This window comes from Rhodoferax sp. LS1R11 (assembly GCF_056521395.1).
The window spans coordinates 134,629-149,228 of the sequence record NZ_JBWMAW010000009.1; the positions used below are offsets into that span (position 1 = coordinate 134,629).

At 57.1% G+C, this 14,600-nt stretch carries 10 protein-coding genes; 4 read left to right on the forward strand and 6 right to left on the reverse strand.

The window, feature by feature from the left end:
• Together AC097N_RS12590 and AC097N_RS12595 are read left to right on the forward strand one after the other, a co-directional pair.
• Nucleotides 1-498: a GtrA family protein gene (locus tag AC097N_RS12590; protein WP_479581367.1), complete on the forward strand. Its 498-nt coding sequence runs from the start codon at nucleotides 1-3 to the stop codon at nucleotides 496-498.
• A gap of 3 nt (nucleotides 499-501) precedes the next feature.
• Entirely contained in the window at nucleotides 502-2,310 is a 1,809-nt protein-coding gene (locus AC097N_RS12595) for an ArnT family glycosyltransferase (protein ID WP_479581368.1), read from the forward strand.
• On the opposite strand, the gene AC097N_RS12600 is transcribed toward AC097N_RS12595, so the two are convergent.
• From AC097N_RS12600 to AC097N_RS12620, 5 genes are all read right to left on the reverse strand, one after another.
• The gene (locus AC097N_RS12600) at nucleotides 2,252-2,947 is read right to left on the reverse strand and encodes a hypothetical protein (protein ID WP_479581369.1); all 696 of its coding nucleotides are present in this window, start codon (nucleotides 2,945-2,947) and stop codon (nucleotides 2,252-2,254) included. The two genes, AC097N_RS12595 and AC097N_RS12600, sit on opposite strands and share 59 nt — an antisense overlap.
• A gap of 32 nt (nucleotides 2,948-2,979) precedes the next feature.
• Nucleotides 2,980-3,963, reverse strand: a complete 984-nt coding sequence (locus AC097N_RS12605; protein WP_479581370.1) for an exo-alpha-sialidase — start codon at nucleotides 3,961-3,963, stop codon at nucleotides 2,980-2,982.
• Between the two features lie 351 nt (nucleotides 3,964-4,314).
• Nucleotides 4,315-6,141: a tetratricopeptide repeat protein gene (locus AC097N_RS12610; protein WP_479581371.1), complete on the reverse strand. Its 1,827-nt coding sequence runs from the start codon at nucleotides 6,139-6,141 to the stop codon at nucleotides 4,315-4,317.
• 94 nt (nucleotides 6,142-6,235) lie between these two features.
• The gene (locus AC097N_RS12615; RefSeq protein WP_479581372.1) at nucleotides 6,236-8,041 is read right to left on the reverse strand and encodes a sulfotransferase; all 1,806 of its coding nucleotides are present in this window, start codon (nucleotides 8,039-8,041) and stop codon (nucleotides 6,236-6,238) included.
• A 94-nt stretch (nucleotides 8,042-8,135) separates the two neighbouring features.
• The gene (locus tag AC097N_RS12620; protein ID WP_479581373.1) at nucleotides 8,136-9,251 is read right to left on the reverse strand and encodes a PEP-CTERM sorting domain-containing protein; all 1,116 of its coding nucleotides are present in this window, start codon (nucleotides 9,249-9,251) and stop codon (nucleotides 8,136-8,138) included.
• Between the two features lie 401 nt (nucleotides 9,252-9,652).
• On the opposite strand from AC097N_RS12620, the gene cysC reads away from it, so the two are divergent.
• Nucleotides 9,653-10,261: an adenylyl-sulfate kinase gene (gene cysC / locus AC097N_RS12625; protein ID WP_479581374.1), complete on the forward strand. Its 609-nt coding sequence runs from the start codon at nucleotides 9,653-9,655 to the stop codon at nucleotides 10,259-10,261.
• 16 nt (nucleotides 10,262-10,277) lie between these two features.
• Here the strand turns inward: cysC and AC097N_RS12630 are convergent, their stop codons facing one another.
• Nucleotides 10,278-13,406, reverse strand: coding sequence for an error-prone DNA polymerase (locus AC097N_RS12630; protein WP_479581375.1), 3,129 nt, complete (start codon nucleotides 13,404-13,406; stop codon nucleotides 10,278-10,280).
• A 220-nt stretch (nucleotides 13,407-13,626) separates the two neighbouring features.
• On the opposite strand from AC097N_RS12630, the gene AC097N_RS12635 reads away from it, so the two are divergent.
• Nucleotides 13,627-14,598: an alpha/beta fold hydrolase gene (locus tag AC097N_RS12635; RefSeq protein ID WP_479581376.1), complete on the forward strand. Its 972-nt coding sequence runs from the start codon at nucleotides 13,627-13,629 to the stop codon at nucleotides 14,596-14,598.
• The last annotated feature ends 2 nt before the right edge of the window (nucleotides 14,599-14,600 follow it).

The window sequence follows — 14,600 nt, forward strand, 5'->3', positions numbered from 1 at the left end:
ATGCCCCTGTCCCGACCCACATCACGCGAGCGCCTCTGGGCGCTGATCGACTGGTTGCACAGCTTTCGCTATGTGCGCTTTGGCTTGGTGGGCGCCAGTGGCACGGTGATCAACCTGGTGGTGCTGTACAGTTTTCAGGAGCACCTGTTTCGCTTCATCGAACCGGATCGCACCCGACTCTATGCGTCCATGGCCGTGGGCATTGCCGTCTCCACCGTCAACAACTTCACCTGGAACCGGCTGTGGACCTGGTCAGACCGGCTGCACGCCACCTCCACCGAGCAGGAGCAAGCCATCACCCTGCGCAATTTGCTGGCCCAACTGGGCCAGTACGCAATGGCCTCCTGGCTGGGGATTGCCCTGCAATACGGGCTGGCCCTGTGGCTGGCGCATTTTGTGCCCTACCTGCTGGCCACAGTGCTGGCCATTCTGCTGGCCAGCGTGAGCAACTTTCTGGCCAATGACCGCTGGACCTTTCGCCATCGCCCGGAAAAATAAGGCATGACCTCTCGCTCGCTGGACCCGCTGCAACACAACCGGTTGAACACCTCCACATGGGCCTGGCTGGCCATGCTGCTCCAGGCCGTGTTTGTCTACGTGTTCGAATTGGGTGGCCAGTACGCGCCCACCAACGGCGACGAGTTGGTTTACACCCACATTGCCCGTCTGACGGCCGCTTCCGGCCACTGGTTGCCGCTGGTGTCCGAACTGGACCACATGCGCAACACCAAACCGCCCCTGCTGTTCTGGCAGGCGATGGTGGCGGGCGACTGGGGAAACCACTGGAGCCTGGGCGCCTTGCGGCTGCCCAGCCTGATCTATACGCTGCTGATTGCTGGCGCGGTAGGCTGGACGGTGCGACAAATAACGGGCAACCTGCGCACTGCCTGTTTGGCCGCCTGCGTGTACCTGGCGTTCTTTTGCACCTTCCGGTTTGGCCGCACCTACCTGACCAGCGCGCCAGAAACCTTCTGGCTCAACCTGCCCCTGTTCGTGCTGCTGTGGCAGCGGCTGCGGGCCCCTGCGGCATCGCCCGTGGCCAGCCTGAGCTGGCTAACCCACGCCGGGTTTGGTGTGGCGCTGGGCCTGGGGCTCGCCTACAAATCCTTCGCGCTGATTGCGCCCGCAGCCGCCACGCTGTGGTGCGCGCAGTTGCTGAGTTCGCCCGTGTTGAACTGGCGGGTGGTGATTCAAACCACAGGCAAAGTGACGTTGAGTGCCGTGATGGCACTGGGCATTTTTGCCCTGTGGTTTGTGCTGGACCCGGATCCGGCGGCCGTGTGGCAAGAGTTTGTCATCGGTGAGAACGCCGGAAAGATGAACAACAGTGCGGGCTACTGGCAGACCGCATTGCGGGGCGGTGGCTTCAGCATGTGGGCGCAGTTGCTCGCCTATGTGCAGAACGCGGGTCTGCTGGCGTTTGTCGCCCTGGGTCTGATCTGGGTCGGGCTGAAGACGCTTCGCCAACGCCTGGGGCAAGCTGGCGCCGTCCGCAAACTGTCACCCTACATGGTGGTTTTGCTGGTCTGGCTGGCGGTATGGCTCATCGTCTTCACGCTGCCCAGCCAGCGGTCGGCCCGTTACGTCATTCCCGCCATGCCTGCGCTGGCCATGATGATGGCGCTTTTGTGGGAGCGTATTGCACGGGGATGGTTTGTGCTGTCCTTGCTGTTGTGCGGTATTTTTATCGGTGTACTGGGGCGCATCGCCTGGGCCGCCCATGAGGTGGGCATGGGGAGCAGCCTTGCGTTGGGCGTGACAATGCTTGCTGTTGCCATCAGTCTTGGCATCGTCTCGGCCGGTTTATGCAAACCAGGCTGGACCCAGGCCTGCACTCTGGCGGCGACGCTGGCGGTTTACGCCTGCTTCAGTTTCACCACCATGCCCCTGAACGGCGCATCCGGCCACTATGAGTTGTCAACGGTTGCCGCCCTGCGCGGTGCACGTGTTGCGGTACCCAACGGGTTCAACGGGCAATTTGAGCGCTTCCAGTTTTTGCTGCCGGGCAACCGCTTTGAAGCCTACGACCTTGACGACAAGACACACGCCCAACCGGGTTTGATGGCCGCTGAACTGACGCGTTTGTTGTCAACTTACGATGCGGTGGTGTGGTGGCAGGCTGAGCCGTCCGAACAGGCACCGCCTTGTGCCCCCGCGTGCACCGTGATCGGCTCGCGCTGGGAAGTCAAAGGACGCCACCGGAGCGGCGAAATCACACTCGCCAACCTGTGGTATCCACAAACGTGGTTATTCAGGCGCGAATGGGTGGTGACCGGCGCCAAGCCGCCTTCACCCAACGCACAGCCCTGAAAAGCCACGACACCTGCAGAGCAACCCATAACCACGGGTCCAGCAAGGCGTCCCATACATTGCCGGTGGGTAAACGTGTCAGTACAAACAAGGCTAAGACAGCCAATACCATGGCGGGGGCACTCAGGCGCGCGGAACGGTGCGCTGCCTGTCCCCCGGACAGCGTCCACAACAACACGATGAACACGGTCACGAGGGCAAATGACGCCGTGCCAAAACCCCACGCGTAAACCGAAACGGGCAGCCAGGCCAGCGTGTCCAGCAACAGCACCCAGCCCAGCACCACGGCGCAGATCGTCAAGACCTGCAAGATGCCCCTCTCCCCTGCGCTTATGGCAAGGCCTCGCACAGGCTCGCGGCGCAAGAGGGTGAACAGATAAACCAGGCCCATGACACCACTCACCAGGCTGGGGGTTTGAAATGCCAGGCCCAGCCAGTAGGCGGGAGAAAGACTGCCAGGCACCAATGTCCAAACCATCACGCATAAAACCACAGCCAGCCGGTAAGACCGCACAAGTTTGTATGCCAACAGCCCTGCCCCGCTACCCAGCACAAGGGCCCAGATCACCTGCAAAGCGACACGCGTAGCCAGAGGGTTGGGCCACAAGGGGTTGTTGGTTGCGAGAAAGTTGCTCAACAACGAATTCATATCCATCGGGTTTGAAGATCTCAGTTGGGGCTCGCGGCCACAGAAAACCGCTGCCATGCAATGCGTTGGCGTTTGTCGGTGTAACTCACCCACAAGCTGCTCTCTGCCCAGACCATGGCCGGGTACGAGAATTCATCCTGGCCTGAGCCGTGAGCCAGCGCCTGGTCCAAGGACCAGGTTTGGCCGTCTGCTGAACTGCTCAGATCGAGTGCCAAACGTGAATAAGGCGAGGAATTGTGGGCCAGGAACATACGCCCGGAGGCCAGCGCCAGGCCTGCAATCGAAGAATCCGGGTTATGCAGGGCCAAATCGGGCAGGTCCGCCCAGGTCTGCCCGCCGTCCACTGTTTGCGCCACCGCCACCCGACCCTCAGGACGCTGGTCACGCATCAGGGCCAGCCAGCGCGACTCGCTGGACATCAACAAAGTGGGCTGTAGCAGGTGCTTGCGGCTGGAGATCCGGGCCATGCCCTTGAATTCACCCTCGGCGTCAAACCGCAAGGCCACCGGGTACTTGATCCCCAGTTCGAAATGTACTGGCAGCACCATGCCGCCGTCCGCCAGGGCAAGCGGCGCAGTTCGCACCAGAAAGCTGGTGTTCCACAACCACGACAAGGGCAGCACGCGCACCACATCAAACGACAGTGCCGAGAAGTCGGTGCCCTCATTGCTTTGGCGCAAATGCACAATGCGCGCCGCTGCCCAGCCACCCAGACCCGTCGCCACCACAAACAAATGAACCTTGCCCCCGCCATCCAGCCAGGCCACCGGGTTGCCTAGTCGCCGGACACCAAAACCCAGTTGCTGGCCTATCGCGTGCCGGTTCACCACAAAGCGCGCCTCGCTCCACTGCTGCGTGGCACGGTCAAATTGCGAAGCGGCAATTTGGACGTCGGGGGCACTTTCGACCGTGCCGGCAAACCAAAAAGCCATCAGTGCGGCTGGATGCCCCGGCAGCATGGCCAACAGGCTGCTGGCGTGAGCAGCCGGGGTATTGGGCGGCATGGGAATGTGACCTTGGCGGATAACGCTCAATATCGGCTTTGCTGATAAGCCATGGTCAATTTGCCTGATGGCAAAGGCTATTCGCGGCATGTAGGGTCGACCAAGTGCGTCCACAACGACCACAACGAAGCAGAAAATCAAGCCCGCAACAAGCCTATATACGATCAATTGAGAAAAAATTGTAGGACTCAAATTGGGATGATTTTCTTCATGTCTGCACCAAAGTCAAAGTCGCCAATCAGAAAGCCTCTGCACTAAAAATACTTGATTTTAATTTTCAGCAACCAATAGCAGACAAGTCACACGCAAGACGCTCACTTTGCGCATTCGCGAAATTGATTTACAACACCTCTATTTTAAAAGGGCTTGGACTTTCCCGCGCACATTTTCGGGGGGGTTCGCGGCAAGTGAGCGCTGGAGTGCATGTTTTCCATCATCCGTCTTGCCAGCAAGCAGTAGGGCAGCACCTAAGTGATACAAAGTTACAGCGTCATCCGGCATTCCACGAGAAGCCTGCTCCAACATTGGCAGTCCTTTTTCAAGCTCCTTATTTAGCACTAACGTCCATCCATAGGCGTCCTGAAAGACGGGATCTCGCTGTCCGACTTTGTAAGCCTTCTCAGCATATTGTTTGGCACGTACCAAATCACCGCTCTCAGCCAAACCAAGAGTCATGCCACTCAATGCTGGAATATAGGCTGGATTGGCGTCAAGAATAGTCTTGTACAAGGTCAACGCCTCTTTTCGATTTCCTAAGGAATCATAAAAACCGGCCAATTCATATTGAAGTTGAGCATTTCCAGGATTCACCCCAAGCCCCGTCTTAAGGGTATTCTCTGCTCTCGTCCGATCATTTAGGCTCATATAAACGCCCGCTAGATTTATCCACGAGTTGACAGAACCAGAATCCAGCAAAGTAGCTTTTTTCAAGTGCTGCTCAGCAAGCGGAAAAGCTTTTTGAGATCGCTCAATTTGACCTAGCAGTGAAAAAACCTGTGCATTCTTAGGTGTTTTGACTACCAGCTGTTGCAACAAAGTTTGTGCTCCGGCTGGATCTCCCATATGAAGTCGGGTCTCCGCCAACAAATACGCTACGTCTGGGTTATCAGGGTACTTTTTGAAATAACCGTCCATGACCTTCCCCGCATCCGCAGCCTTACCCGCCGAAACATTGACGGCAATCAATGCAGTCAAAACGCCAGGCAATTCGCTTTTTGGAGCTATTGCGGCAAGGCTTTCCAATTCTTTCAAAGCAAGCGCAGTTTTACCTTGTACGGCATAACTGCGCGCAATCATTAACCCCGCACGACCGGAATAGACGGGATCTGACTTAACAAGGGCTTGCAAAATATTTCGAGCACCCTCAGGATCGGTATCGAATTTTGCATTTGCCATCAGATACCTAAAATCTGGATTGTCCGACTTTAGACTGTGCTCGAGGCTATGGATCAAGGGATCTGCTTCGTCACGGCCAAGCTTGATATAAGCAAGTGCGAGTTGCATTTTTGCCGCTGGGCCCAGCGGGCCAGCACCCGCTTTAGACACAAGTGGCGCCATGAGGCGCACGACGTCTTGATTTCGATCGGTAGCGCTGTAAATGCGGCTCAGAGCAAGATGTGTTTCAGTCAGTGAGTTGACAGGCAGTCCGTTGCCCTTGATAGCAGCCAAGTAATGAACGCTAGCCGCTTTCAAATTCCCTCGCTTTTCCTCCAACCATCCAAGATACCGCCTGGCCAAAGGCTCCCCGTCAAGCATGGCTATTGCAACGTTCAGCTTAGCCTCCCCCTGCTGAAGCTTTTCCTGAAGCAGAAGCGACACACCTAGTTTTGCCATTACACCCGGGTTACGGGGATTCAATTTAAGAGAACGCTCAAAAGAAAGTGCTGCAATTGTGTAGTTTTTATCCTCCAACAAAAGAATGCCAGCTAGCTCGGGACCACGAGCATCATTCGGGTACTCCTTGAGGAATTGCGCCAACTTGGCCTTTGCTTCGGTTCGTTTGCCCTGGTTTAACAGCTTCACCGCTTCAGACAAAATCGAAGAATCACTCCAAGGATCTAACGGATTTCCAAGAACCTGGGGCGCGTCACTCTGGGTAATTGGAAAAGCGGCCACTTCAGCAGGCGTTGCAGCAAAAAATGCAAGAGTGATCAAACAAGTGAGTGACATGCGTGACATGAATTAATCCTTTAATTTTTTAAGCAGACTGAAAGCTCAGTTCGGCAAATCGCTAGTCATCAAAACGCCACTGAACTCAACAGGCATCCGACATCTAAAACTCATAACCAGCATCCGTGATAACAGGCATCAACACATCCAATGCTTCTCTATCGATGAAATCCAGAAAATTTCGATAACGTCTTTTTGAGGTCTGGTAAACCGCTCGATTCACTTGAGCATAACTTGCAGTCCGCGCAATGCGTTTACTTTGATTGAAGTTGAGGCACTCAGGCTCCCAATCAAGCTGCAAGGCGCCAAGAAGATGCCTCAGAACCGATTCCGGGTTGGAGATCAAGTCTTCATACCGGATTTGCAAAAAATTCACTCCAGGCAGTTTGCTCATTGTTTGCGCGTGTCTCCAGGAGTCCACGAACATTTGAGCCGTATCAATTATCCTGTGGGACCACTCGTTGCCAAATTGAAATGGCGTGAAATACGCCGAAACCACAGCGTCTAGCGGATGACGAATGACATGGACAATTTGCGCCTCAGGAAACAATACCCGTATCAGTCCTATTCGCATCAAATTGAGTGGCATTTTGTCAGTGGCGTATTTGATTCCCTGTGCCTGCCCGACGTGACTGCGGGATACATCAAGATAGCTTTCTCGCAATTTCAGCAAACGTTCATTGCGACTCAAGTCATCCAACTCAACCAGGTCCTGCGGATAGCCTGGACGACTGGCCTCTCGCTCAATTGATGTGTCCAATTCACCACAGGGAACAACAAGGGAATGGCACCCAAGCATCTGCTCCAAGAGGGTTGTCCCCGAGCGAGGAAAGCCGACAATAAACAAGGGCGTCGGAGTAACCAACTGCGGTCGGAATGACCACGCAGTCAATCTGTCGGGCGTTATCAGCGAACGCTCCGAGCGGAGCACTTGCTGCGCAGCACTGTGGTCATACTGGTGCAGGCTTAAGCCCGCAAGAAGCGTCTTACTTTTCGCATAGGCGTCGAATGATTCGCGATATCGACCAAGCATCTCCAACACTTGACCTTGTTCCGCCCAATAGGCAACGGCTGATTTATTCGCATTGGCTTGAATATTGTGTGCCGTGAGCACGTCTAACGCATTCGCGGGCTGATCCCGCCGACGCAACACTCGCGCAAGGGCAACAGAAGCGGTCAAATTATGAGGGTCGCATCTCAGAGCCTTCCGGGCCGAGGATTCAGCCGCATCCAACCGATTGTCCGATTCCTGCATGGTGGCCAAACTGGCCCACAGCTCAGCGACAGCAGGCGCAGCGATGGTCGCCAACTGAAAATACTCAATCGCCTCATCAATGCGCTGCGTAAGATAAAAAATTTGCGCAAGGTTATGGCACGCAACGAGATTGTAGGGATCGCTCTCCAGCGTAAGGCGGTAGTGCCGCTCCGCTTGATTGAATGCTCTTTGCTCAAAAAGGCAGTTCGCCAAATTGCTCCGGGCGGGCAAGAAATCCGGTTTCAAAGCCAACGATTGTTCAAATGCGGTGGCAGCCTCTGTGTACTGAGCCAATGCTGCAAGGGCGCACCCAAAATGATAAAAAGTGGCTGGATCAACAAGGCCCAAGTCTATTGCCCTGCGCATAGCGGCAGCTGCATCTGCATGCCTCCCATTTTGCATTGCAACCCACCCCAGCAAATAGGGGTGCATCGCGTTATTGGGTTCAATTCGAATCAAATCAGTGAGCAGTTTTTTGGCTTGCGAAAGTTTCCCTTGCTGTAGAAGAATGAGCGCATGACTTGCGTTGGCCGCTGTCGACGCAGGAGAGTCAACTGATTTGACAGACACAGCCAACACATGGCAACAATGCTTGTATTTTTTTCCACTGCCGCAGGGACATTGGTCATTTCTTTTTGGTGAAACGTCAGTCATACGTTTTGGAAATGATGAGAGTAAGTGAATAATTTTGAAGCAAAAAAAAGCTCCCCTGACAGGGGAGCTTATTATCAGGTCAAGGCGGAAAATATTATGATTTACGGCGACGCGAAACCACACCAAGTCCCAAAATAGCCAAGCCGAGCAGATACAAGCTATCAGGTTCAGGAACAGCATTGCCGTTCGGGTTCGACAGGTTGACGGTGATTGTTCCGTTATCAGACTTTTGACCGTCTGACGCTGCAACTTGGTAGAGATAGGAACCTACCGCGCATCCGGCTGTGTTCCATGCAAAGGCCTGTGACGCGGCATTGAAAGTCGGTGCATTGCTGCAAGTCCCCAACGGGTTCAGTAGACCAATATCAGTCCAAGTCAAGGTGTTGGTTGGAAGTCCGTCGTCAACAGCTGTTGCAACTATGGAAACAGTAGAACCGACCAAGGCGTTGATGATGACATCGTTCACACTGGGAGCCAAATTGCCAGCAGTTGCTACCGCATCAAATAGCCACTCAAACTCTACAGAGCTTCCATCAGAAGCTTTGATGTTTCCGCTAAATGCCGCGTCAGCACCCGCATTCGAGGTGTTGTCAGGATAGTTGGCCAGTGTTGTGGATCCAATTGGAATGCTCAATGCGCCCGTCAGAGGGTCGATTGTGAATCCGGGAGGTTGAGAAGAAATGCCGGCGTTGAGAACTTGATCGTACGATAACGTCAGACCCGCACCAGCAATTGCATCCAAATTATCGTTGTAGGCAGTTCCACGCACAACTTCAGGCTGAACATTGGAGAAGTTGAACAGAATCGGGGTATTGGCAGTAGTGCCATTCCAGAAGATGCCTGAATTCAAAGTCCAGGTATTGGAAGAACTGTTGATTGGACCTGAAACACGGCAGCAGTTGCTCGCACTGAAGGTGTAGAGGCCAGCACCTGTCAGTTGGCGGGAGAACACCTCGCTCACCTTGGTGAAGCGCGTGTCGGACGTATCGAGGACGCTGGAGCCGACCTTTGAAAACGTACTTATGCTGTTCACAGCATCAACAGCTGTAGGACGCCAAAATGTAGTCGCATTTACAGTAATCAATCCGCTAGCTGTAACCGAACCGACCAAAGCGCCACCGCGGAAATGCGATGCTTGCGCTGAAGTCCCAAGCAGGGCTACTGCAACCCCGGCCGCAATGGCGGCAATTTTGAATTTTTGAGCACTCATTTCTTCTCCTTCATTAAAAAATTGACACTATTAAGAACTTACTTACCGGGAGCCGATAAAATAAATCCAAGCAAAAAACGAGCCGTTTGTTAGAGAATTTTTAACCTGATATAAAAATCAATGACTTAGGTCCCGAAAAATAGCTTTTAGGTTGGATTCATGTGAAGTTTTGATTTAAAGTGTAAAAAAAATCGACGAGCGAATTTGGCGTGTAGCGTTCGGAAATCCACTTAAGATGAAAGGGCGCACGAGTAACGCAACTTCGCCCTGCCGTAATTTTTGATGAACTATTTACAGTGCGTTTTGCAGTCGTTTGGTTGTTGTGACAGGCAAAAAATATCAGCTATGAATGACACCATTGCTTGCGCCGCTGCCAAAGACAAATCATTGGCGTGGCAGGAATGAACCAGTACAGTTTTAATCCTTCAACCGATTTGCACACACAAGCCCTGTCGGTGAGCCGCCCTGCGCGCGAGAAGCTCAATGGTCACAAAGGCAGTGTTGTCTGGTTCACGGGGCTCTCGGGTGCGGGTAAATCAACGATGGCTAACGCGCTGGAGGTCGAACTTCATCAAAAAGGCCTGCGCACCTACCTTCTGGACGGCGACAACGTCCGCCAGGGCCTGAATCGGGACTTGGGCTTTAACGACGCGGACCGCGTGGAAAACATCCGCCGCATTGCCGAGGTCGCCAAACTGATGATGGATGCCGGGTTGATCGTGATGACGGCCTTTATCTCGCCCTTTCGCAAAGAACGCGACATGGCGAGAGAACTCATTGGGACAGAAAATTTCATCGAGGTGTATGTCAGCACCTCGCTGGCGGTGTGTGAGCAGCGCGACGTCAAAGGGCTTTATAAAAAAGCCCGCAGCGGGCTGTTGCCGAACATGACGGGCGTGGGCAGCCCGTATGAAGCCCCCGAGCATCCCGATATTGAACTCAGCGGGGCCAACGTGCCCCTGGCGCAGGCCGTCAAAAACATAGCAGCCCTTGTCCTGCCGGTGCGTTGAAAACGCGGGCGGGCCCTCAATGAAACTCCCGGCTCTGCGTGGCCAGTCCCCCCAGCAAGGGCGTCAGATCGCGCAGGTGGCCGGCAATCAGGTGGCGCACCTCGCCCCCGCTCTCCTCGTCGCGTTGCCACATGCCGTAGACCGCCAGCAGGCGTGACTTGAGCAGTTCGTTGCGCTGGCGCTCGCGCAGGCTTTTCCAGACGATCACATTCACCGAACCGGTCTCGTCTTCGAGGGTGACGAACACCACGCCCTTGGCGGTTTGGGGTTGCTGGCGCATGGTGACCAGCCCGCAGGCGCGGACCAGCCGTCCGCTGGGCAAGTCGCGCAGTTGGGTGGCCGTGAGCAGCTTCATTTTTGATAGCTGCTCCCGCAGCAACGACAAGGGGTGGCGGCGCAAAGTGAGTCCCGTAGCGGCGTAATCAAATACCACTTCTTCGCCCTCGCTGGCGGCGGGTAGCAACAACAACGCTTCCATCACCGGCACGCTTTTCAACAACGGGGGCGCCGCTTGCAGGGCAGCGGCATCCCACACCTGCTGGCGGCGGTGGCCCGACAGGGCGGCCAGGGCGTCGGCTGCGGCCAGGGCGTTGAGGTCCGCCTGATCCAGCACGGCACGCAGCGCGAGGTCTTCGGTGCTGGTGAAGCGGGCGGCGGCGCGGGCGATGGTGAGGCGTTCTGCAGCGGCTGGGCTCAGGCCGTCCACCAGGCAAAGACCCAAACGCACCGCAGCCCCCTCCAGCGTGCAGTCCCATGTGCTGTGCATCACATCCACGGCCCGCACTTCAACGCCGTGCCGCTGGGCGTCTTGCACCAGTTGGGACGGTGGGTAAAAGCCCATGGGCTGCGAGTTGAGCAAGGCGGCCAGAAAGCAGGCGGGTTCGTGACGTTTGAGCCAGCAGCTCACGTAAGTCAATTGGGCAAAGCTGGCGGCGTGGCTCTCCGGAAATCCGTACTCGCCAAAGCCTTCGATCTGCTTGAAGATGTTTTCGGCAAAGGTGGCGTCATAACCATTCAGCACCATGCGGTCCACCAGCCGGTCGTGAAACTTGTGCACGCCGCCTTTGCGCTTCCAGGCAGCCATGGAGCGGCGCAGGTCGTCGGCCTCATCGCCGGTAAAGTCAGCGGCAATCATGGCGATCTGCATCACCTGTTCCTGAAAAATCGGCACCCCCAGCGTGCGCTCCAGCGCCTGGCGCAGCGCCGGATACGGGTACACCACCTGTGCCGGGTGCAGCCGGTTTTGCAGGTAGGGGTGGACCATGCCGCCCTGGATGGGGCCGGGGCGCACGATGGCCACCTCCACCACCAGGTCGTAAAAACAGCGTGGCTTGAGGCGCGGCAGCATCGACATTTGCGCCCGGCTCTCGATCTGGAACACGCCCACGGTGTCGGCCTGGCAGATCATGTCAAACGTGGCCTCATCGTCGGGTGGAATGTCCTGCATGCGCAGAACAGTGCCGCGCTGCTGGCCGACCAGATCGAGGCAGCGGCGAAGGGCACTGAGCATGCCCAGGGCCAACACATCGACCTTGAGCAGGCCCATGGCGTCCAGGTCGTCCTTGTCCCACTGGATGATGGAGCGGTTCGGCATGGCGGCATTTTCAACCGGCACCAGGCGCGTGAGCTTGCCTTGGGTAAGCACAAAGCCACCCACGTGCTGGCTCAGGTGGCGTGGAAAACCCAGCAGCTGGCGGCTCAAATCGAGCCAGAGGTCCAGCACCGCGGTGCCCGGTTTGTCATCCGCAGGACCCAGATGGTCCAGCGCGGATTGCAGCCGCTCGGCCAGCAACTCGCGGCTGTACATGCCGGGGTGCTCCTTGGCCATGGCGGTGATGAGGGCCTCGCCAATGCCCAGCGCCCGACCGACGTCGCGCAAGGCGCTGCGCGGGCGGTAGCTGATGACAGTGGCTGCAATGGCCGCGCGCTCGCGGCCGTATTTTTGGTAGATGTACTGGATGACTTCTTCGCGCCGGTCGTGCTCAAAGTCCACGTCAATGTCGGGCGGCTCGTTGCGGGCGCGGCTGATGAAGCGCTCGAACAACAGGTTGGAATGCGCCGGGTCCACCTCGGTCACGCCCAGGCAGTAGCACACCGCCGAGTTGGCGGCCGAGCCGCGCCCCTGGCACAGGATGTGCCGGCTGCGCGCAAAACGCACGATGTCGTGCACGGTCAGGAAATACATCTCGAACTGCAGCTCGGCAATCAGCGCCAGCTCGTGGTCCACCTGTTTCTCGACGGTGGGCGGCATACCCTGCGGGTAGCGTGTGTGTGCGCCTTCAAGCGTGAACTGGCGCAGTGTTTGCGCGGGATTCAGGCCGGGCAAGACGGTTTCCATCGGGTACTGGTAACGCAACTCGTCCAGGCTGAAGTTGCAGCGCGCGGCGATGGTGAGGGTGTTGGCCAGCAGCGCAGGCGGGTAAATCCGGCCCAGGCGCTCGCGCGAACGCAGGTGGGCTTCGGCATTGATTTGCAACGCAAAACCGCACGCATTCACCGTCGTCCCCAGGCGCACGGCGGTGAGCACGTCTTGCAGCGGCTTGCGCGAGCGCACATGCAGGTGCACCTGGCCGGTGGCCACCAGCGGCACACCAGTGAGGGCGGCCACCTGCGTGCGTTGGTGCAACTGCAGCGCATCGTCCGGCCCCAGCAGCAAGCTCACGCACAACCACAAATTTATACTAAATAAGCCTCTAGCCCTGATGGACAGTGCGCAAGCAGCTTCCATATTGATAGCAGATGGCAAGACCAGCAACACCTCACACCCTGCCAGCAGATGCCAGGGCGCGTCAGCCCACGTCAACCGGTACTGGCCTTTGGGCGCGGCCATGCGTGCACAGGTGATGAACTCACACAGGTCACCCCAGCCCGCCAGGTCATGCGGCAAGGCGATGAGGGTGGCGCCCTCCACCGCAAACTCGGCCCCCGGCAGCAATTTCAGCCCCCGCTTTTTGGCCTCAACATGCGCGCGCACCAACCCGGCGACCGAGCACTCGTCCGTGATGGCCAGCGCCGTGTAGCCCAGCGCCGCGGCACGCGCCACCAGCTCTTCCGGGTGCGAGGCGCCGCGCTGGAAGCTGAAGTTGCTGAGGCAATGCAGTTCGGCGTAGTCGGGCAAAGGGGCGAAAAGGGCTAAGGGCTCCATGAGGTTCGGTCACCACTGACCTCGGCAATGAAGCTTCGGATCACTGGTTTTGACAAATAACTGTTTATTCGTACAGTATAAAGAAATCATCCCAACCATGGGGTGAGGTTCCAGCATTTGCCATCTGGCGACTTGTGTTGCGTTGGGTCAACAGCGCACGGGGTCGGCTTCATAAGATGACTTGACACCAGAACCACCCACAGACAAATCCTCAACTCTGATGAAAAAAACCACCCCCCTCACCATCAGCATCGCCGTCGCCGCCTTGATCGCGGCCGGGTTGGTCTGGTGGCAATTCACCCGTGACATCGCGCAAGCGAAGGTCCGTGCCGCCCAGGGCGCGGTGGTGGCCCAAACCCGCTGCGGCCCCATTGAGTATCAAGAGGCGGGCGCCGGCACACCCGTGCTCATGGTTCACGGCAGCGGCGGCGGGCACGACCAGGGCATGGCCTTCGCGGCTCCTCTGGTGCGCCACGGCATACGGGTCATCGCCATGTCCCGCTTCGGTTATCTGGGCACGCCGATGCCAACGGAGACATCAGCTGCGGCCCAGGCAGATGCGCACGCGTGCCTGCTTGACGCGCTGGGCATTCAGAAGGCGGGAGTCATTGGCGGCTCGGCGGGCGCCTTGTCGGCGATGCAAATGGCCATCCGCCATGCGGACCGTGTCAGCGCACTCGCGTTAATCGTGCCCATTGCCTATAAGCCCAGCACACAGGCCGAGGTGGCCTCACCGCTGTCGCCCTGGGTCGGGAAAGTATTGATGCGGCTGATCAGCTCTGACTTCCTGTTTTGGGCGGGCCTTGAGGTGGCGCGCGACCAGATCCTCCGCATCGTTCAGGCTACGCCCCCCGATCAGGTGAAGGTCGCCAGCCCACAAGAACGCGCGCGGGTTTATGCGATGGCCGACAACATCCTGCCTGTGTCAGTTCGGGCCTTGGGTCTGGAGGCTGACTCACAACTGGCCAACGTCAGCACTCGCTACTCCCTGGAGCTGATTCGCGCCCCCACTCTCATCATCAGCGCACGTGATGACGGTTATGGCACGTTCGACGGTGCGCAGTACACCGCCAGCCAGATCCAAGGCGCCCGGTTCATCGGGTACAACACCGGCGGCCACGTTTTGGTCGGACACGACGACGAAGTACAGTCAGAATTGGTTAAATTGATCCTCACCTCAGCCAAACGCTGACG

Bases quoted from the DNA above. Each gene is read 5' to 3' on its own strand.
- AC097N_RS12590 (WP_479581367.1), top strand. From the start codon at position 1: ATGCCCCTGTCCCGACCCACATCACGCGAGCGCCTCTGGGCGCTGATC.
- AC097N_RS12595 (WP_479581368.1), top strand. From the start codon at position 502: ATGACCTCTCGCTCGCTGGACCCGCTGCAACACAACCGGTTGAACACC.
- AC097N_RS12605 (WP_479581370.1), bottom strand. From the start codon at position 3,963: ATGCCGCCCAATACCCCGGCTGCTCACGCCAGCAGCCTGTTGGCCATG.
- AC097N_RS12610 (WP_479581371.1), bottom strand. From the start codon at position 6,141: ATGTCACGCATGTCACTCACTTGTTTGATCACTCTTGCATTTTTTGCT.
- AC097N_RS12615 (WP_479581372.1), bottom strand. From the start codon at position 8,041: ATGACTGACGTTTCACCAAAAAGAAATGACCAATGTCCCTGCGGCAGT.
- AC097N_RS12620 (WP_479581373.1), bottom strand. From the start codon at position 9,251: ATGAGTGCTCAAAAATTCAAAATTGCCGCCATTGCGGCCGGGGTTGCA.
- cysC (WP_479581374.1), top strand. From the start codon at position 9,653: ATGAACCAGTACAGTTTTAATCCTTCAACCGATTTGCACACACAAGCC.
- AC097N_RS12630 (WP_479581375.1), bottom strand. From the start codon at position 13,406: ATGGAGCCCTTAGCCCTTTTCGCCCCTTTGCCCGACTACGCCGAACTG.
- AC097N_RS12635 (WP_479581376.1), top strand. From the start codon at position 13,627: ATGAAAAAAACCACCCCCCTCACCATCAGCATCGCCGTCGCCGCCTTG.